19 protein-coding genes are annotated in these 17,171 nt (G+C 70.5%); 11 read left to right on the plus strand and 8 right to left on the minus strand.

Annotation, left to right across the window (positions count from 1 at the left end; genetic code table 11):
* Positions 1 to 16 precede the first annotated feature (16 nt).
* The 6 genes from hutH to EAH86_RS09150 form a co-directional block, all read right to left on the minus strand.
* Positions 17 to 1,585, minus strand: coding sequence for a histidine ammonia-lyase (gene hutH / locus EAH86_RS09125; RefSeq protein WP_140739460.1), 1,569 nt, complete (start codon positions 1,583 to 1,585; stop codon positions 17 to 19).
* A 153-nt stretch (positions 1,586 to 1,738) separates the two neighbouring features.
* Positions 1,739 to 3,130: an aldehyde dehydrogenase family protein gene (locus tag EAH86_RS09130; protein WP_140739463.1), complete on the minus strand. Its 1,392-nt coding sequence runs from the start codon at positions 3,128 to 3,130 to the stop codon at positions 1,739 to 1,741.
* Complete coding sequence (locus tag EAH86_RS09135) at positions 3,127 to 3,558, minus strand: cupin domain-containing protein (protein ID WP_140739466.1); 432 nt, start codon at positions 3,556 to 3,558, stop codon at positions 3,127 to 3,129. Before EAH86_RS09135 ends, EAH86_RS09130 begins: the two co-directional genes overlap by 4 nt.
* Positions 3,551 to 4,648, minus strand: a complete 1,098-nt coding sequence (locus EAH86_RS09140) for an isocitrate/isopropylmalate dehydrogenase family protein (RefSeq protein ID WP_140739469.1) — start codon at positions 4,646 to 4,648, stop codon at positions 3,551 to 3,553. The genes EAH86_RS09135 and EAH86_RS09140 overlap by 8 nt, the downstream gene beginning before the upstream one ends.
* Positions 4,645 to 4,959, minus strand: a complete 315-nt coding sequence (locus tag EAH86_RS09145) for a putative quinol monooxygenase (protein WP_140739472.1) — start codon at positions 4,957 to 4,959, stop codon at positions 4,645 to 4,647. Before EAH86_RS09145 ends, EAH86_RS09140 begins: the two co-directional genes overlap by 4 nt.
* Positions 4,956 to 6,068, minus strand: a complete 1,113-nt coding sequence (locus tag EAH86_RS09150; RefSeq protein ID WP_241668298.1) for an Ldh family oxidoreductase — start codon at positions 6,066 to 6,068, stop codon at positions 4,956 to 4,958. The genes EAH86_RS09145 and EAH86_RS09150 overlap by 4 nt, the downstream gene beginning before the upstream one ends.
* Before the next feature lie 80 nt (positions 6,069 to 6,148).
* On the opposite strand from EAH86_RS09150, the gene EAH86_RS09155 reads away from it, so the two are divergent.
* Complete coding sequence (locus tag EAH86_RS09155; RefSeq protein ID WP_140739478.1) at positions 6,149 to 6,814, plus strand: GntR family transcriptional regulator; 666 nt, start codon at positions 6,149 to 6,151, stop codon at positions 6,812 to 6,814.
* 99 nt (positions 6,815 to 6,913) lie between these two features.
* Here EAH86_RS09155 and EAH86_RS09160 read toward each other — a convergent pair whose 3' ends face one another.
* Both EAH86_RS09160 and EAH86_RS09165 read right to left on the minus strand, forming a co-directional pair.
* A complete protein-coding gene (locus EAH86_RS09160) occupies positions 6,914 to 7,588 on the minus strand; it encodes a response regulator transcription factor (RefSeq protein ID WP_140739481.1) in 675 nt (224 codons plus the stop codon).
* A complete protein-coding gene (locus tag EAH86_RS09165; protein ID WP_206665790.1) occupies positions 7,585 to 9,219 on the minus strand; it encodes a sensor histidine kinase in 1,635 nt (544 codons plus the stop codon). The genes EAH86_RS09160 and EAH86_RS09165 overlap by 4 nt, the downstream gene beginning before the upstream one ends.
* Before the next feature lie 144 nt (positions 9,220 to 9,363).
* Between EAH86_RS09165 and EAH86_RS09170 the strand changes: the two genes are divergently transcribed.
* The 10 genes from EAH86_RS09170 to EAH86_RS09220 all read left to right on the plus strand — a co-directional run bounded on the left by EAH86_RS09170 (position 9,364) and on the right by EAH86_RS09220 (position 17,024).
* Positions 9,364 to 10,368: a Bug family tripartite tricarboxylate transporter substrate binding protein gene (locus tag EAH86_RS09170; protein WP_425325224.1), complete on the plus strand. Its 1,005-nt coding sequence runs from the start codon at positions 9,364 to 9,366 to the stop codon at positions 10,366 to 10,368.
* Positions 10,368 to 10,874, plus strand: coding sequence for a tripartite tricarboxylate transporter TctB family protein (locus tag EAH86_RS09175; RefSeq protein WP_140739488.1), 507 nt, complete (start codon positions 10,368 to 10,370; stop codon positions 10,872 to 10,874). Before EAH86_RS09170 ends, EAH86_RS09175 begins: the two co-directional genes overlap by 1 nt.
* The gene (locus EAH86_RS09180) at positions 10,874 to 12,442 is read left to right on the plus strand and encodes a tripartite tricarboxylate transporter permease (protein WP_140739491.1); all 1,569 of its coding nucleotides are present in this window, start codon (positions 10,874 to 10,876) and stop codon (positions 12,440 to 12,442) included. Before EAH86_RS09175 ends, EAH86_RS09180 begins: the two co-directional genes overlap by 1 nt.
* 2 nt (positions 12,443 to 12,444) lie before the next feature.
* Positions 12,445 to 12,843 carry a universal stress protein gene (locus EAH86_RS09185; protein ID WP_140739494.1) on the plus strand — a complete coding sequence of 133 codons (399 nt, stop codon included), beginning with the start codon at positions 12,445 to 12,447 and terminating at the stop codon, positions 12,841 to 12,843.
* Positions 12,843 to 13,316 carry a ribonuclease E activity regulator RraA gene (gene rraA, locus EAH86_RS09190; RefSeq protein WP_140739497.1) on the plus strand — a complete coding sequence of 158 codons (474 nt, stop codon included), beginning with the start codon at positions 12,843 to 12,845 and terminating at the stop codon, positions 13,314 to 13,316. The genes EAH86_RS09185 and rraA overlap by 1 nt, the downstream gene beginning before the upstream one ends.
* A 148-nt stretch (positions 13,317 to 13,464) precedes the next feature.
* Positions 13,465 to 14,226, plus strand: a complete 762-nt coding sequence (locus EAH86_RS09195) for an IclR family transcriptional regulator (protein WP_140739500.1) — start codon at positions 13,465 to 13,467, stop codon at positions 14,224 to 14,226.
* A gap of 54 nt (positions 14,227 to 14,280) precedes the next feature.
* Positions 14,281 to 15,012: a M15 family metallopeptidase gene (locus EAH86_RS20205; RefSeq protein ID WP_161988613.1), complete on the plus strand. Its 732-nt coding sequence runs from the start codon at positions 14,281 to 14,283 to the stop codon at positions 15,010 to 15,012.
* A 35-nt stretch (positions 15,013 to 15,047) separates the two neighbouring features.
* Entirely contained in the window at positions 15,048 to 15,638 is a 591-nt protein-coding gene (gene mobA, locus EAH86_RS09210; RefSeq protein ID WP_161988614.1) for a molybdenum cofactor guanylyltransferase, read from the plus strand.
* Positions 15,635 to 16,612: an NAD(P)H-quinone oxidoreductase gene (locus EAH86_RS09215; protein ID WP_140739513.1), complete on the plus strand. Its 978-nt coding sequence runs from the start codon at positions 15,635 to 15,637 to the stop codon at positions 16,610 to 16,612. The genes mobA and EAH86_RS09215 overlap by 4 nt, the downstream gene beginning before the upstream one ends.
* Positions 16,613 to 16,661: 49 nt before the next feature.
* Positions 16,662 to 17,024: a DUF1304 domain-containing protein gene (locus EAH86_RS09220; RefSeq protein ID WP_140739516.1), complete on the plus strand. Its 363-nt coding sequence runs from the start codon at positions 16,662 to 16,664 to the stop codon at positions 17,022 to 17,024.
* Positions 17,025 to 17,171: the final 147 nt, after the last annotated feature.

The following is a 17,171-nucleotide window of genomic DNA, read 5'->3' on the forward strand; positions in this document are numbered from 1 at the left end:
GGGTATGCCGGTGGGTTCAGTTGAGGGGTCCGGTGACCGATTCTGCGGCCACGACGGCGGCGCCGCTCGCGACGAGCTGGAACGCCACCTCGATCTCGGGGGCAAGGAAACGGTCGGTGCCGGGCGCCGGAGCACCTGCTCCGCGGAGCGCAGCCACCACCGCGCCCGTCGCGGGGGCCGGGGTGAGCGGTGCGCGCAGGTCGATCGCGCGGGCAGCGGTGAGCAGCTCGACCGCCAGGACACGGGTCAGGCCGTCGACCGAGCGGCGCAGCTTGCGTGCGGCCGACCAGCCCATCGAGACGTGGTCCTCCTGCATCGCCGAGCTCGGGATCGAGTCGACCGAGGCCGGGACGGCGAGCCGCTTCATCTCCGAGACGATCGCGGCCTGGGTGTACTGGGCGATCATGTGGCCGCTGTCCACGCCCGGGTCATCGGCAAGGAACGCGTTGAGCCCATGACTGCGCGACACGTCGAGGAACCGGTCAGTACGACGCTCCGAGATCGAGGCGAGGTCGGCGGCGACGATCGCGAGGAAGTCGAGCACGTAGGCCACCGGCGCACCGTGGAAGTTGCCGTTGGACTCGACCCGGCCGTCGGGGGTCACGACCGGGTTGTCGACCGCTGAGGCGAGCTCGAAGCCGGCGACCGTGGCGGCGTACTCCACCGTGTCGCGGACGGCACCGGCCACCTGTGGTGAGCAGCGCAGCGAGTAGGCGTCCTGTACCCGGGTGCAGGCCTCCGGGTCGCGGTGGCTGTCGCGGATCCCGCTGTCCTGCATGATCTTTCGCAGGTTCGCGGCCGCGAGCGCCTGCCCCGGCTGGGGGCGCAGCGCGTGCAGGTCGGCGGCGAAGACGTCGTCGGTGCCGAGCTGGCCCTCGACGCTCATCGCAGCCGTGATGTCGGCCGTCCTGAGCAGCATCCGCAGGTCGGTGATGGCGAGGATCAGCATGCCGAGCATGCCGTCGGTGCCGTTGATGAGGGCCAGGCCCTCCTTCTCGCGCAGCTCGACCGGCGTGATGCCTGCGGCCGCGAACGCGTCGGCCGTCGCCATCTTCTCGCCCGCGACGTCACGCACGACGCCCTCGCCCATCAGCGCCAGCGCGCAGTGCGACAGCGGGGCGAGGTCACCCGAGCAGCCGAGCGAGCCGTACTCGTGGACGACCGGGGTGATGCCGGCGTTGAGCATCGCGACGTAGGTCTGCAGGGTCTCCTCGCGGATGCCGGTGCGTCCGGTCGCCAGGGTGGAGATGCGCAGCAGCATGAGCGCACGGACCACCTCGCGCTCGACCTCGGCGCCCGAGCCGGCCGCGTGCGAGCGCACCAGCGATCGCTGCAGCTGGGCGCGGAGCTCGACCGGGATGTGCCGCGTGGCCAGGGCCCCGAAGCCCGTCGAGACGCCGTAGTGGGCAGTGTCCGCATCCTCGGCCAGGGCTTCGATGACCGCTCGACTGCGCCGCACCTCCTCGAGCGACTCCGGCGAGATCTCCACGCGGGCATCGTGCCGCGCGACCGCGACGACGTCATCGAACGAAACAGGCCCGGTCCCGACGGTGACCGTCGGCGCGGAGGTGGCAGTGGTCGTCATGCCTCCATTGCAGCGGAGGTATGCCGCGATCGCGCCCTGCGAACGCGGCATACCGTCTCGCATCCGAGACGAGGCGACCTGCTCGCCCTCTGTTGGAAGCGAAACTGCCGGATATCCGGGTGTTTCACTTCCAACAGACGGGCAGCGCAGCGGTCAGCTGGACACCCAGTAGGTGCGCTGGTTGGTGAACTCGAGGATGCCGGCCTCAGCGAGCTCGCGACCGTATCCACTGCGCTTCGTCCCGCCGAACGGGACCCGGGGGTCGGAGGCGACCACCGCATTGACGAACGCAGCACCCGAGGTGATCCGGCGGGCCACGGCGACGGCTCGTTCCGTCGATCGGCTCCAGACGCTGAGGCCCAGGCCGTACTGCGTGGCGTTGGCCAGTCGGACCGCGTCGTCCTCGTCGACGGCCACCGCCACGGCGGCGACCGGGCCGAAGGTCTCCTCGTCGAAGGCCGGCATCCCGGGAGCTGCGTCCAGCAGGACGGTCGGCGCGTAGAAGTACCCCGCACCATCGACACTCCGACCACCGGCGGCGAGGGTCGCCCCTGCCGCCACCGAGAGGTCGACCTGACGCTGCAGGGCCTCACGCAGGTCGGCTCGGGCCAGCGGTCCGACCGTCGTCGCCGGGTCCGTCGGGTCGCCGACGACCAGCGCCCGGACCCCCTCCAGGAACAGCCGTGTGAACTCCTCCGCGATCGGCGCCTCGACGATGAAGCGCTTCGCGCAGACGCAGCTCTGGCCAGAGTTGGTGAACCGGGTACCGACGGCGGCGGCTGCGGCGGCCGGCACATCGGCGTCCGCGAGGACGACGAAGGCGTCCGAACCACCGAGCTCGAGGACGGACCTCTTGGAGGCTCGCCCTGCGGCGGCTCCGACCATCTCGCCGGCGCGGTTGCTCCCAGTCAGGGTCACTGCGGCGATGCGGTCGTCCTCGATGAGCTGGCCCACGGTCGCCGGGACGTCCTCCTCGGCCACGACCAGCGTGGTGAACAGTCCGGTCGGGAAGCCTGCAGCGACGAACGCGTCCGCGAGAGCCAAGGCGGACCCGGTGACGTTGGGCGAGTGCTTGAGCAGGACTCCGTTGCCGGCGGCGAGAGTGGGGATGGCGAACCGCATGACCTGCCAGACGGGGAAGTTCCAGGGCATCACGGCCAGCACCAGTCCCAACGGCTCCGGCGACACGAAGGCGGAAACGCCTGCGGGAGAGTCGATCTCAACGTGTCGGGCAGCGAGAATCGAGGGTGCCTGGCTCGCGTAGTAGTCCGCGGTCACTGCGGACTTCTCGACCTCCCCCCTGGACTGGGCCAGCGGCTTGCCCATCTCGGAGGTGACCAGGGCGGCATACCGCTCGGCATCGGCGCGGAGGTGGACTGCAAGTCGGGCAAGCAGGTCCGCGCGCTCTGTGACGGGGACCTGCCCCCACGCTGCGGCCGCATCGGCACCCGCCGCGAGGGCCTGTTCGATCTCGGCCGGGCCCATCGCGTCGTAGCCCGCGAGGACGCTGCCGTCGGCGGGGTTGATGGTCGTGACGGTGGTCATGGCGTGCTCAGCCCGCCACGGTCGCTCTCCGAGAGGTGCTCGAAGGTCTCGCCGGTCGCCGTGATCGTGCGGGTGACGTCGCGTCCGCCGTACACCCAGTAGATCCGCATCAGCCCCTCACCACGGTTGTAGAAGCGGTGCGGGACTCCGGCCGGCACCCAGGTCGCCTCGCCTGCCACCAGGTCGAAGCGCTCCTCACCGATCTCGGCGACCGCCTCGCCCTCGAGGATCAGGACCGACTCCTCGACGTTGTGGCTGTGCAGCGGCAGTCCGGTGCCCGGCTGGAACTGGGTTTGCCCGGTGGTGACCCGGTTCGCCTCGCAGTTCCACTTCCCGACGTAGGGGAGGGTGACGACGCCGTTCCCGCGGTCGACGGGCCGGACCTGGTCGGGGCGGATCAGCAGGGTGGGGGCTTGCGGCTCAGACACGGGAGTCCTCCTGGTCGGGGGTGGACGGGACAGCGGCCAGCCGGTCGAGCAGCGCGCTGGTGAACTCGGCGGTGCCGAGGGTGCCCCCGAGGTCGCGGGTGCGGGTGGTGGGATCGGCGATGGTGGCGGTGACGGCCGCATCGAGCAGCCGCCAGGCCTCACGCAGCTCTGGGCGACCCTCGCGAGCGCCGAACCAGTCGAGCAGCATGCCCGCCGAGAGGATCAGCGACGCCGGGTTGGCCACGCCCCGCCCGGCGATGTCCGGGGCCGAGCCGTGCTGGGCCTGTGCGACACAGATCCCGTCGCCGGCGTTCACCGCCCCGCCGAGGCCGAGGCTGCCGCAGAGCTCGGAGGCCTCGTCGCTCAGGATGTCGCCGAACATGTTGGTCGTCACGACGACGTCGAACGAGCCCGGGTCGCGGATCAGCCGAGCCGCCGCGGCGTCGACGATCAGCTCGCGCAGCTCGACGTCGGGGAACTCGGCCGCGACCTCGCGCACACAGCGCAGGAACAGGCCGTCGGACAGCTTCAGCACGTTGGCCTTGTGCACCGCGGTGACGTGGCGACGGCGGGTGCGCGCGAGCTCGAAAGCCGCACGGGCCACCCGTCGCGAGGCTGTCGCCGTCACCTTGCGGATCGAGAACGCGGAGTCCTCGTCGGGCATGAACTCGCCGGCGCCGGCATACATGTTGCGGTCGGAGTAGAAGCCCTCCGTGTTCTCCCTGACGATGACGAGATCCATCGACGTGCGCAGCACGCTGAGTCCCTCGACGGACCGACAGGGCCGGATGTTGGCGTAGAGGGCGAACCTGGTCCGCAGCTCCGCTGACGGGTTGATCCCGCCATCAGCGCGCGGCGGGTAGTCGTAGTGCGACACCGGGCCGAGGATGGTGCCGTCGACCTCGCTGACCCGCGCCAGCACTGGGTCGGGCAGGGTCGACCCGCTGTCCGCGAGGGAGGCGAGCCCGATGTCGTGCTGCTCGAGCTCGAGCCCGAGACCCAGCCGGTCGTCAAGGGCACGCAGCACCTCCACGGTCGCGGCGGTGATCTCCGGACCGATCCCGTCGCCGGGAAGCACGAGGATCCTCACAGTCCCTCGCCACCGTGGTGGAAGCGTTGCACGGCAAGGGTGTTCACCTGACTGCCGGGCACCACACACCGGGCCACGGCCGCGCGCCAGTCGGCGAAGTGGGGCGCCGCACGGTGCGCGGCCACTGCGTCATCGTCGGCGTACAGCTCGTAGAGCACGAAGTGGTGGTCGTCAGCGACGTCCTGGGTCACGTCGAAGTAGAGGCAGCCGGGTTCGTCGGTGAACGATCGCTCGGCGTTCATGGCGATGGCGGTGACGAACTCTTCGAGCCTCCCGGGGATGACGGCGAGGGAGACGGTGAGGGCGATCATGCGGGGACCTCCGGTCCGACGGGCGACAGTGGACTGGGCAGGACGACGTGCGCTTCTCGTCCCAGGGCGGCGAGGGCTTCGGTCGTGGTGAGGGCCAGGGGTATGCCGTCGGCGGACAGCCGACGTCGGTTCCGGTCTTCGAGCTCGCCGGGGACCAGGATCTCGTCCGCCCAGGCCGCGAGCGCGCCACCACGGGTCTGGTCTACGAGTGCTTCGATGCGGGCCGCGAACTCCGTCGGGTCGGACACGGCCGACACGTCGATGGTGATCAGGAGGTGCCCGGCGCCGCTGCGACGCTGCGGGTCGTAGGGGCCCGCGACGCCGTCGCCGAAGGCGCTCCCCGTCAGCACCCCCGCCAGCACGTCCATCATGAACGAGATGACGTACCCCTTGGGACCGGCCATCGGCAGGATCAGCCCGGCGATCGCGGCCGCCGGGTCGGTGGTGGGAGTCCCATCCGCAGCGGCGGCCCAGCCGTCAGGAATCTGCTCGCCGCGCTCGGCCGCGAGGTAGACCTTGCCGCGGGCTACCGCCGTGTTGGCCAGGTCCATGACGACCACCCCATGGCGACCTGCAGGGGCAGCGATGGACCAGGGGTTCGTGCCGATGCTCTTCACGGTGCCGCCCCACGGCGCCATCGCGGGGCTGGCGTTCGTGACGAGCAGGGCGACGCAGCCCGCCTCGGCCGCCTGTCGGGTGAAGTAGGCCGCCGTTCCGAAGTGACCGGAGTTGCGGACCGCGACCCCGCTGATCCCGTGGGTCCGGGCCCGCTCGATCCCCAGCTCGACCGCCCGCTGGGTGATCACCTGACCGATGCCGTGCTGCCCGTCGAGGACGACCACGGCAGCGCTGTCCCGAGCCACCTCCGGGGCGGTGACCGCCTGCATCGCACCGGAGCGCAGCCGGGTGAGGTACCAGGGAAGCCGGAGCATCCCGTGCGAGGCGTGGCCCCACAGCTCCGCGGTGACCAGGGAGTCGGCCAGGAGCGCGGCGTCCGGTTCCGGGACCCCCTCGAGCAGCAGGAGACGGGTCGCGAAGTCCGCGAGGTCAGGCGCCGCGAAGATGGCACTACGAGGAGCGGCGGCTCCGGCGGCCTCGGACGGTGTCACGTGGTGCTCCTCGCTCGGACTGTGCAAGACTGGACGAAGGAAAGCATACTTGTATACAAGTGTGCAAGATGGGAGACCAGATGGTGGATCGTCCACGCCGGGCATCCGGCGGACAGCTCGTCTACGCCGAGCTGCGCCGGCAGATCCTCGACCTCGAGCTCAAGCCCGGGCAGCGGCTCTACGAGCCCGACCTGGCCAGCCGCATGCAGGTGAGCCGGACGCCGCTGCGCGAGGCGCTGCGCTTGCTGCTGGCCGAGGACCTCCTCGACCAGCTGCCGACCGGTGGGATGGTCGTGCGACAGCTGAGCGCGCGCGAGATCGAGGAGCTCTACTCGGTACGCGGCGCACTGGAGGGCCTGATGGCCGCCGAGGCCGCGACCCGGCTGGACGACGTGGGGGCGGCCACGTTGCGTCGGCTGGTGGACCGCAACGAGAAGCTCGTCGACCTACCGACCGACGCGATGAATGCAGGGCACGACTTCCACCTGGCCATCGCCGAGATCGCCGGGCACGAGTGGGCCTCCCGCCTGCACTCCCAGGTCGACGGGCAGATGGCGCGCTACCGCGCCTTCACCAACCAGTCCCAGGAACGTCGGACCGCCGCCCTGCGAGAGCACCAGGACATTCTCGACGCCCTGGTGGCCCGCGACCCGGCCCGCGCCCACGCCGTTGCGCAGGCGCACGTGCTTGCGGCACGTGACACCGCACTCAAGGCCATCTCCGACCGCCTCGAACAGTCCGGCTGACGTCGCGCGACACCGGTCTGTGAGGCAGGTCAGGCGTCGGCAGGTCAGACGACCCAGGTCCCGCGGCCGGCACGGCCAGTTCTCCGGGCTCGGACGGCCTCAGCGAACCCGGTAGCGGCGTTCGGGCCTCCCGGCCGCGCCGTACTTCGGGCGCATCTCTGCCGTGCCGACCGAGACGAGGTGCTCGAGGTAGCGCCGGGTGCTGCTGCGCGACAGCCCGGTCGACTCGGCACACTCCGTCGCCGACAGACCGTCCTCGTCAGCTGCCTCGAGGGCCCGGAGCACCAAGTCAGTCGTCTCCGGGCTGATGCCCTTGGGCAAGCCGCCGACGACGCGCACCCCGCTCGCCCGGAACACCCGGTCGACGTCGTCCTGACCCGCCTCGGTGAGCTCGGCCAGCTCGGTCCGGTGAACGGCATACTCGCCGAGTCGTTGCTGGAGGGACTCGATCTCGAACGGTTTGACGAGGTACTGGAAAACACCGCCCCGCAAGGCGGTTCGCAATGTCTCGAGGTCGCGCGCGGCACTGATCACGATGACGTCGACGTCCTCCCCAGGTCCCTCGCGCAGGCGGGCCAACACCTCGAGGCCGGTCATGTCGGGGAGGTAGATGTCGAGCAGGAGCAGGTCGGGGCGGGTCGCCTCGACTGCCCGCAGCGCATCGTTGCCGGTGCTCGCGATGCCCGCGACCTCGAAGCCCTGCTGCCTCGCCACCACGCTGGAGTGCAGCCGGGCCACCATGAAGTCGTCGTCGACGACGAGCACCCTGATCACGATGCCTCCTGGTGCACCAGCACCGGCAGGGTGGCCACGAAGACCGCTCCGTCGTCGTTGGTGACGACGATGTCGCCGCCGCGGTTGCGACAGATGAGCCGCACGATGGCCAGGCCGATGCCGCGCTCCTGGGCTGTGGTCGCCTTCGTGCTGAAGCCCCTCGTGAAGACCATCTCGCCAATGGTTGAGTCGACGCCGGGACCGCTGTCGTGGACTGTCACCCTGACCGCATCTCCGCCGTGCGAAAGGGCCACCCGCACCACGGGATCGGCACTGCCGGCGGCCGCGTCGAACGCGTTGTCGATCAGGTTGCCCATCACGGTGTTGACATCAGCCGCGAGCGCGTCGTCGAGGGGAGGCACGTTGCTCCTCTCGTCGACGACGAGGTCCACGCCCCGCTCTGTGGCCTGGCTCGCCTTGGCGATGAGAAGGGCCGCGACCGCAGGATCCTGGACGTGCTCGCCAACGCTGGTGCTCAGCGTGCTGGAGTCGTCGGTGATCTGCCGGATGTAGTTGCGAACGCCGTCGTACTCCTCCAACGCGATCAAACCGCTGACGACGTGCATCCGGTTGCTGAACTCGTGGGCCTGCGCCCGCAAGGTGTCGGTGGTGCTCTTGGTCAGGTCCAGCTCGCGCTGGAGCGCGAGCATCTCGGTGCGGTCGCGCATGGTCGCGACCCAGCCGATGTGCCTGCCCCGACTGGTCACCGGCATCCGGTTCACCGTGAGCACCCGTCCGCGGACCGGCATCACATGGTCGGTCAGTTCCCCACCCTGGTCGAAGATCTGGGCAGCGCGACCGGTCGCGTCCACCTCCGAGAGCGTCCGACCTCCAGACGTGAGGGGTATGCCGAGCAGGTGTGCCGCTTCGTCGTTGACCATGGTGATCCGGTCGTCCAGGTCGACGGCGAGCACGCCCTCCTTGATCCCGTGCAGCAGCGCCTCCCGCTGCTCCACCAGACCGGCGATCTCGCGAGGCTCGAGTCCGAGGGTCTGCCGTTTGACCCGCCGGGCCAGCAGCAGCGACCCGACCACCCCGAGCAGGCTGGCGATGCCCAGGTAGGTCAGCAGGTTCGGCATCGCCTCGGCCAGGTTGTCCAACACGGAGGGATAGGCCCGTGCGACCGCGACCACGCCGTCGGTCTCCCGGGTGTCGAGGTTGATGATGGGAGCCATGGCGAACGCCGCTCCCGTGCCGTCTTGCGTCCCGACCCAGGCACGCCCCAAGAAGCCCTCAGTGTCCTGCAGGTAGACGGAACGGCTCGTGGGCACCGGATCGGTCGAGGCGATGACACGTCGGTCTTCCGTGGCCACGATCACCGTGGTTGACCCAGAGAACGAGCGGCCGGACTCGACCACCGACTGGGCCTGGCCGAGGAAGTCCTGTCCGCCAGACGCCGCTGCCTCCCGCACCCCAGCGGTCACCGCCAGGCGCTCCGCCACGGCCAGCGCCCGACGACCCTCGGTGTCACGAGCCCTCGCGTCGGACTGGGCCAGTGACACGGCTGCCACGCCCACGAGGACGACGCACACGATGGCGAGCTGCATCGCCAGCATGCGGCTGGCGAGCGTCCAGCGCCGCTGCCAGGGCCACCGCCGGCCTTCCATCCACCCGCGCCATCGAACGTCCACGGGTTGATTGTGGCTGGGGCGCCTCCGTCCGGCCAGCGCCCCGTGAGCACAAAGGACGAAACAGAGTTTGCGCACCTAACCGTGACACCGCGGCCAAGGCCGGGCACGGTGTGCTTCGAACCCCCTCAGACAAAGGAGTCTCCCGTGCGTGTACGGACCCCCATCAAGGTCGTGGCAGCCGCCACGGTCGCCGGTCTTGCCCTCAGCGCCTGTGGCGTGAGCGGCGACGACTCGTCAACAGGGACGAGCAGCTCCTCGGGCCCCGTCAAGGGCCTGCGGATCCTCGTGCCCAACTCACCCGGCAGCGGGTACGACACCACCGCTCGTCTCGCGGCCAAGGCCATGCAGGACGCCAAGCTCAGCGAGACGATCGAGGTCTTCAACTCGGCAGGCGCCGGCGGCACCGTCGGCCTGCAGCGCCTCGTCAACGAGAAGGGCCACGACGACATCCTCATGCAGATGGGGCTCGGGGTCGTGGGCGCCGTCTACACGAACAAGTCGAAGGCCACGCTTAACGACACCGTCCCGATCGCCAAGCTGATCGAGGAGTCGGAGGCGATCGTCGTGCCGAAGGGCTCCCCCTACGACACCCTCGACAAGCTCGTCGCGGCCTGGAAGGCCAACCCGGGCAAGGTTCCCGTGGGTGGCGCCTCCAACGCCGGTGGCCCCGACCATCTGACCCCGATGCTGCTCGCCAAGGCCGTGGGTATCACCCCGAAGGACGTCAACTACGTCGCCTACGACGGTGGTGGCGAGCTGCTCACCGGAGTCCTCGGCAAGAAGGTCGCCTTCGCGGCGACCGGCATCGGCGAGGTCGCCGAGCAGGCGAAGTCCGGCGACGTGAAGATCCTGGCCGTCACAAGTGCCAACCCGGTGGAGGGCGTGGACGCTCCCACCCTCAAGAGCCTCGGCGTCGACATGGAGTTCACCAACTGGCGCGGCATCGTCGGCCCTCCCGGACTCAGCGACGCCAAGGCCAAGGAGTACGTCGACCTGCTGACCAAGATGCACGGCACCGACCAGTGGAAGAAGACCTTGGCCGACCAGGGTTGGACGGACTCCTTCCAGACCGGCGACGACTTCAAGACCTTCCTGACCGCGCAGAACGACAGCGTTGCCGGCGTTCTCAAGGAACTGGGACTGGCCTGATGTCCAGCAGCCCGACTGCGGCAGAGAAGGGGGGCCGCTCCGAGTACGGGGTGGCCCTCCTCCTCCTGGGCCTCGGCGCGTGGGCGATCGTCGACGCACTAGGGGTGACCGACACCGCATCCCGTGGTCCCGTCAATGCGCGCACCGTCCCGATCGCGGTCGGGCTGCTGCTCATCCTCATGGCCGTCCTGCTCACCGTGGACCTGGTCCGCGGTGGGCGGGGCGAGGCCGAGGGCGGCGAGGACGTCGACCTCAGCCACGGCAGCGACTGGCGCACGATCGGCCTGCTCGTCGGCTCGTTCGCCGCCAACGCCCTGCTGATCGACTCGCTCGGCTGGCCGATCTCGGGGGCGATCCTGTTCTTCGGGACCACCTACGCACTCGGTGCGCGGCACTACGTCCGCATGGCCCTGATCTCGATCGTGCTCTCGGTGGGGTCCTGGTACCTCTTCTTCCTCGGCCTGGGCATCAAGCTCCCGGTCGGGCTGCTCAAGGGAATCCTCTGATGGACGGCATCAATGCTCTCATCGACGGCTTCGGCACAGCCCTGACGCCGATCAACCTCCTCTACGCCGTCATCGGCGTGGTGCTCGGCACCGCCATCGGCGTGCTCCCCGGCATCGGCCCGGCGATGACCATCGCCCTGCTGCTGCCCCTCACCTTCACGCTCGAGCCCACCCAGGCGTTCATCATGTTCGCGGGGATCTACTACGGCGGCATGTACGGCGGGTCGACGACCTCGATCCTGCTCAACACGCCAGGTGAGAGCGCATCGGTCATCACAGCGATCGAGGGCAACCTGATGGCCAAGAAGGGAAGGGGTGCCGCCGCCCTGGCCACCGCGGCCATCGGGTCGTTCATCGCGGGCACCATCGGCACCCTCGCGCTGGCCCTGGTTGCCCCCCAGATCGTCAAGCTCGCGATCCAGCTCGGTTCGCCGGACTACTTCGCCATCATGATGTTGGCCTTCATCGCCGTGACCACCGTGCTGGGGTCGTCGAAGATCCGTGGTCTCGCCTCACTCGGCATCGGACTGCTCATCGGCACCGTCGGCATCGACCCGACATCTGGCCAGCAGCGGCTCACGCTCGGCATCCCCCAGCTCGCCGACGGCATCGACGTCGTCGTGGTCGCGGTGGGCCTGTTCGCGGTCGGCGAGGCGCTCTGGATCGCCGCGCACCTGCGCCGCAACCCCGCCGAGATCATCCACGTCGACGGTGCCCGCATGAACCGCGAGGACTGGCGCCGCTCCTGGAAGCCCTGGCTGCGCGGCACCCTGATCGGCTTCCCCTTCGGTGCCATCCCCGCGGGTGGGGCGGAGATCCCCACCTTCCTGTCGTACGCCATGGAGAAGAAGCTCACCAAGCACCCCGAGGAGTTCGGCCACGGAGCCATCGAGGGCGTGGCCGGCCCTGAGGCCACCAACAACGCCTCGGCCGCCGGTGGCCTGGTGCCACTGCTGACCCTCGGCATCCCCACCACCGCGACCGCGGCGGTGATGCTCGGTGCGTTCCAGTCCTATGGCATCCAGCCTGGACCGCGCCTGCTGGACGAGCAGGCGGACCTGGTCTGGGGGCTGATCGCCTCGCTGTTCATCGGCAACGTGATCCTGCTCGCCCTGAACCTGCCCCTCGCCACGATCTGGGCCCGGCTGCTCAACATCCCCCGCCCGTACCTGTATGCCGGCATCCTCTTCTTCGCCAGCATCGGGGCCTACGCGGCCAACACGTCGACGTTCGACCTGTGGCTGCTGCTGATCATCGGCGGGCTCGGGTTCTTCATGCGCCGCTTCGGCCTGCCTGTGGTCCCGGCCATCATCGCGATCATCCTCGGCCCGGTGGCCGAGGAGCAACTGCGACGCGCGTTGCAGATCAGCGACGGCGAGCTGTCCGGCCTGGTCAACACGCCGTTCTCCAAGGTGGTCTACGTCATCGTCGTCCTCCTGCTCGTCGTCCCCGTAGTCATCGACCGCGTGCAGTCGCGGCGCCGTGGCGGCGACCAGGGCGACCAGGGCGACGGCATCCAGGACGCGCCCTCGCTCGGCCACCAGCACGCCAACCAGGAAGGGCAGTAGTCATGGCCATCGTCGTGGGGTTCGTCCCCCGTCCGGAGGGTCACGCAGCCCTCGACCGAGCCATCGAGGAGGCCAAGCTCCGGCGGGTGAGGCTGGTCGTCCTCAATGTGAGCCGAGGTGACGCCCTGGTCGACTCGAGGTTCGCGTCATCCTCCGACTGGGAGGCCGTCAAGGCCAAGCTCGAGGCGTCCGGGGTCGAGCACGAGGTCGCCCAGACCGTCGAGGCCCGCGACCCCGCCGACCAGCTGCTCCGCGTGGCCGAGGAGACGAACGCGGAGCTGATCGTCATCGGCCTTCGTCGTCGGACCCCGGTCGGCAAGCTGATCATGGGCAGCGCGGCCCAGACCGTGCTGCTCGACGCGGACGCCCCCGTGCTGGCGGTCAAGGCAGCGAGGGACTGATGGGCGCGGTGTCCACCGCGGACCTCTACGACGAGCACGGCGACGACCTCCAGTCGTGCTCGGCGCAGTTCCGTCACTACGGTGCCGAGCGCTCGTTCGAGGGTGTCATCACCACCATCCGGTGCCACCGCGACAACGCGATGGTCAAGGCCACCCTCACCGAACCCGGTGCCGGACGGGTCCTCGTGGTCGACGGGGGCGCGTCCCTGGAGTCGGCCCTGATGGGTGACCTCATCGCGGCCAGCGCGGTAACCAACGGCTGGGAGGGTGTCGTCATCCACGGCGCCGTCCGCGACGTGACGGCGCTGCGCGACCTCCCGCTCGGCGTGCTCGCGCTCGGCTCCAACCCGCGCAAGAGCGCCAAGGACGGAGTGGGCGAGCGCGACGTGGTCGTCAGCTTCGGCGGCGTCGACTTCGCCCCGGGGCAGCGGCTGTTCGCCGACGAGGACGGCATCCTCGTCACCCGAGCCTGACGCCAGCGGGCCGCCCGCCCGCCGGCCGCCGGCTCGCCTGGCCACAACACCCTGGGGTATGCCGCGAGCGCACGTCCGCCCGCGGCATACCCGATGGTCGTGGCCGGAAAGCCGCGCCCGCGCGTCTCGCACCTGAGACACTGGCGAGGTGGCCAACGCACCCGCCGCCCGGCACACCCTCCAGCTGCTGACCCTGCTCGCGCGGCACACCGAGCCGCTCCCGGCGGGGTCGATCGCGCGCGAGCTCGGACTGCCACGCTCGACGACCTACCACCTGCTGGCGGTGCTGAGGGACCACGGTTTCGTCACCCACCTCGAGGAGGAGCGGCGCTACGGCCTGGGCGTCGCGGCCTTCGAGCTGGGCTCGGCCTACCAGCGTCAGGCCCCGCTGCAGCGCATCGCCCGCCCACTGCTCGGCCGGCTGGTCGATACGACGACGCACAACGCCCACCTCGCCGTGCTGCACGGCCGCGACGTCCTCTACGTCATCGAGGAACGCGCACCCGGGCGGCCGCTGCTCGTCACCGACGTCGGAGTCCGCTTGCCCGCGACCCTGACCGCGAGCGGCCTGGCCATGCTGGCCCAGCTGCCGGCCGCCCAGGTCCGCGCACTGTTCCCGCACCGCGACACCCTCGTGCAGCGCGACGGTCACGGACCCACCTCCGTCAGCGAGCTGCGGCGCGAGCTCACCGAGGTGCGGACGCGCGGGTACGCGCTCGAGGACGACTCGGTCAGCGTCGGGCTGTCGTCGGTGGCGCGGGCGGTCCTCGACCACACCGGGCACCCCGTGGCCGGTGTGGCGCTGACCTTCCCGCGGGACGAGGTCGACGAGACCGAACGCAGTCGCCTCGTGGCCGCCGTGACGCGGGCTGCCGCCACGCTGTCGGCCCGGATCGGCGGGGTCCGCTGACATCTGCCCCTCTCCTGCCACACTCGTCTGGGCCACAGCAGAGGGGGTGAAGCCATGACCACGACGCACCTGTCGGCTGGTCGACGTCGTCGTCAGCGGCTGCGCCGCACCCTGGTCGTGACCGCCGTCCTCGTTGTCGGTGGCGGAGCAGCCGGGTATGCCGCGTGGCACGACGGCGACTCCACCTCATCTGCGGCAGCGTCCCCGGCTGCCGGCCAAGCCGGCGCGCGTGCCTCATCCGGGGCCCCGGGGAAGGCCAAGTCGGCCAAGCCGGCCAAGCCGGCCAAGCGCAGCGTCGGTTCGACGTCTGGAGCCGGTGCTGGCGCGAAAGCGGTTGCAGGCAAAGGCTTTCCACCGGTGGTGATCGACCGCATCCCCACTCCGACGACCAGCCTGCCGTTGTCCGCACCGATCCCGGGTACGACGAACATGCAGCCCGCCGCTGCCTCCGCCTTCAAGCGAGCCTTCGCCGACGCGAGGGCCGACGGCCTGACGCCGGAGATCCGCTCGGCCTGGCGCAGCGCCGAGTGGCAGCAGATCCTGTTCGACCGGGCCGTGACGAAGTACGGCTCACGCACGGAGGCCTCCAAGTGGGTGCTCTCCCCGGCGAGGTCGGCGCACGTGAAGGGCTACGCGATCGATGTCCACCCGCAGGCGATGGCCAGCTGGCTCGAGGAGCACGGCCCGGCGTACGGGCTGTGCCGCACCTACGACAACGAGTGGTGGCACTTCGAGTACCTCGCGACCTCCACCTGCCCACCCCGTCAGCCCACCGCAGCAGGCTGAGGGCCGCGAGCACGCCCGCCCCCCACAATGGCGGGGTGAGCATCCCCTCCGTGACGGCCATCGTCCTCTGCGGTGGCGCCGGGCGCCGGTTCGGTGGCGACAAGACCCGCGCCGACCTCGCGGGCAGTCCGGTGCTGGACCACGTCCTCGACGGCCTTCCGTCCGCCTGGCCGGTGGTCTGCGTGGGCGACCCCCGCCCCACCGCGCGCCCCGTCGCGTGGTGCCGCGAGGACCCGCCCGGCGGCGGACCGGTGGCCGCGATCGCTGCTGCGCTCCCCCACGTCGACAGCCCCGTCGTCGTCGTGCTCGGCGGTGACATGCCGTATGCCGCGAGCCCGGCTCCCGACCTCGCCTCCCGCCTTGCCGTAGGCCCGGGCCTCGACGTCGTGCTGGGCCGCGATGGCGACGGGCGGCTGCAACCGCTGCTCGCGGCATACCGGACCGAGGCGTTGTGCGCTGCACTGCCGAAGCCTGCGGCCGGGACCCCGCTGATGCGGCTGCTCGACTCGCTGCGCACCCTGGTCGTCGCGCTGCCGGAGGGCGCCGCCCTGGACGTCGACACCACCGCGGACCTCGACCGGGCGCGTCGTAGGCCGCGTCCAACGCGCCATAGGCTCGACCCGTGAAGGCGATCACCATCCCGCAGCCCGGCGACGCTTCGGCGCTCGTGCTGACCGACGTCCCCGACCCGCTGCCGGCTCCCGGCGAGGTCCGGATCCGGATGGCGGCGGCCGGGGTCAACCGCGCGGACGTCATGCAGCGGATGGGCTTCTACGCGCCCCCTCCGGGTGCGTCGGAGTACCCCGGCCTCGAGGTCAGCGGCACCGTGGACGCTGTGGGCGACGGCGTTGACGGCTGGAGCGCGGGTGACGAGGTGTGCGCGCTGCTGTCCGGAGGGGGCTACGCCGAGCTGGTCTGCGTGCCGGTCGAGCAGGTCCTCCCGGTGCCGACCGGCGTCTCGCTCGCCGACGCGGCAGCCCTGCCCGAGGTCGTGAGCACCGTGTGGTCCAACGTGTTCATGACGGCGAATCTCCTTCCGGGACAGACCTTCCTGGTACACGGTGGGTCTTCCGGCATCGGCACGATGGCAATCCAGCTGGCCCGTGAGGTTGGGGCCCGCGTCGCGGTCACCGCCGGGTCGGCCGACAAGCTCGAGGTCTGTCGGGAGCTGGGCGCCGAGATCCTCGTCAACTACCGCGAGCAGGACTTCGTCGAGAAGCTGCGCGCGGCCACCGCCGGTGCCGGTGCGGACGTGATCCTCGACAACATGGGGGCCAAGTACCTCGCTCGCAACGTGGATGCGCTCGCCCCGAACGGGCGGCTCGTGGTGATCGGCCTGCAGGGTGGCGCCAAGGCCGAGCTCGACCTGGGCCAGCTGCTGCGCAAGCGGGCGGCCGTGATCGCGACCTCGCTGCGCGCCCGGCCTGCAGACGAGAAGGCGACCATCGTCGCGGCCGTTCGCGAACACGTCTGGCCGCTGATCGGGGCCGGTCGGGTCCAGCCGGTGATCCACGGCCGCTACCCGCTCGCACAGGCGGCGGAGGCGCACCGCGAGCTCGAGGCCAGCGGCCACATCGGCAAGATCCTGCTGACCCCCTGACCTGAGCGAGTCGCCCGCACGGGCTGGCCTCGTCTGCCACCCTGAGGCCATGAACGCTGTCGCCACGGTGCTCGTCGCAGTCGTCGCCCTCATCCACGTCTACATCGTCGTGCTGGAGATGGTCCTCTGGACGACACCCCGCGGTCGGGCCGCCTTCGGCCTCACTCCGGAGTTCGCCGAGCAGACCAAGGCGCTGGCCGGCAACCAGGGTCTCTACAACGGCTTCCTCGCGGCCGGCCTGGTGTGGGGCATCGTCGGCCCGGACCACCTGCGCTTCGGGTTCCAGGTGTTCTTCCTGCTGTGCGTCGTCGTCGCCGGCCTCTACGGCGCGGCCACGGCGAGCCGCAAGATCCTGTTCGTCCAGGCGGTCCCGGGCGCCCTCGCGCTGGCCGCCGTCCTCCTCGCCCGCTGACCACCAAGGGCCAGGGCTCGCACTTCTGGGCACCTGTCCCCCATCCGGGTGGCGGTTCCGGTCACGCACCCGACACCCGTGGCCAGAGGTGCTTGACGCAGCACCTCTATACTCGGTATACATCTCTTCACCAGTGGTAATACTGGG

The organism is Pedococcus bigeumensis (assembly GCF_006438965.1).
Classification (GTDB): domain Bacteria; phylum Actinomycetota; class Actinomycetes; order Actinomycetales; family Dermatophilaceae; genus Pedococcus; species Pedococcus bigeumensis_A.